1 protein-coding gene is annotated in these 1,712 nt (G+C 51.1%); it reads right to left on the reverse strand.

Going from position 1 to position 1,712, the window contains the following annotated elements; translation table 11 throughout:
- Nucleotides 1-1,686: beta-N-acetylglucosaminidase domain-containing protein (locus tag AC58PQ_RS29485; protein ID WP_497247951.1), on the reverse strand; the 1,686-nt coding region annotated here is incomplete at its 3' end.
- Nucleotides 1,687-1,712: the final 26 nt, after the last annotated feature.

Here is a 1,712-nt window from a genome sequence, read left to right on the forward strand (position 1 = left end):
AAACTGAAATCCAAAATAATCTCCGGGTTCCAGCGTAATCTCTGCGACATTTCGCAGTGCTGCGGAAGTGCCTTCAAACGTCAACGCCTTATTCTTCAGCGCGGATACGCTTGTATAGATCTCCCCAGATTGTTCTACGTTTATCCGAAACTCCTTGACCGTTAAGCCGCGGTTCGGCGATCCGGTGTTCTCGTCGGTGAACGCGTCCGTCGCTCGGTAGCGCAGGAATTTTGCGGTAAGATCAAGTCCTTGCGCAGAGACCGTGCTTGTATCGAATTCCGCGACCTCTGTCCAAGTTCTGTTGTCCATGGACGCTTCAAGCATGCCTTTTTTATAATATTTCGTGTTGTCCATCACGATGGATACGTTGTCGATATGCATGTTCATGCCCAGATTCACGCCGAAGTATGCGCCCTTCGACACCATCGCGCCTGAGTCGGCAGCTGTCGTCAGATCGCCGTCCAGCATCTTCGTGTAATCGAGGCTCGTGCTGCCGAAACCGCGCATTTTGAGCGGCAGGGAGAGCGTTTCCATAATCTGCATTTCCTGCAGATTCAGAATCTCTTCGGTAAAAGGTACAAGCTCTTTTTGCGAAACGATCTTGGATGCAGACACCGCTGTTTTGAGCTCCGCTCTACGATCGGAAATCAACTTCATAGCTGCCTGAATGGATGCAGGATCATCCGACGAAATCTCACCCAGATCCATCAACCCTTGCACCGCATTTCTACTCGCCTGTGCAATCTTTCTCATTTTGTCGAGCCAGGGCGTAAGTTCTCCCGAGATACCGTTTGTGCCCGGATATGCCTTCAGTGTATCTACGGCATTCATCATTTCTTGGAACGCCAGGACCAGAGACGCGCCTGAGCCCGAAATATCCTCGCCGCTTGCCAACGCTTGTTTAAAGGCTTTCATCTCTGGCTGCAGGTAGAGCGATTCACCCGCTCCAAACGAGTATAGGGCATCCGTCGCATTCTGTGAAAAGATGCGCAATGCATTCGCTGCATTGGGGTTATCCCGGATGATGTAGTTAAACGAATCCTGCCAGCTCTGTTCATAATTAAAGTCGTCAGTATTCCATGTATAATCCGCGACGCTGAACAGCGCCACCTTGGACGCCTGCGCCTGATTCATCGGATTCGAGGTCAAGCCTGAGACATTATTAACTCCGGAGTGAAGCCCAATGGAGGGACCCATATGGACATAGTCGGCCATCCCCAAATCGTTTACCGGATAGTTCGACCAGATATAGACTGGTCTTTCGATATACTGCGTGACCCAATCGACGGCGCTCTGCGTGACCGGCGCAACGACGTTATCGCCCGTCCACATGATTTGTACGTCCTTCGGGAACAAGCTGATATTTTTCAGGTAATTGATCGTAGCCTGACTGCCGTCATCCTTACGATAATACTGCGGACAGAAGATGATCGGCTTGATATCTCCCTTGGGCTTGATGTATTCGCTGTCGATCCGCGTGATGAAGCTCACGAGTTGACTGTTGTTCGTCGAGGCATCATCAAAGAAGATTGCGAATTGCCGGACGCCGATACCGTACAACTGGTCGAACTTGTTCTTAAGCGCTTGAATGTCGGTTTCCGAGCCGAGATTGATCTTGCCGCCGACATGTGCTGCCCAGACGAACTCAACGTTGGTCTCCAGCCCCTTATCGACCAGTTCTTTCAACTCGGCGAGCTTTGCGGACGGATATG

The sequence above is a fragment of the Paenibacillus sp. J22P143 genome (assembly GCF_059692035.1).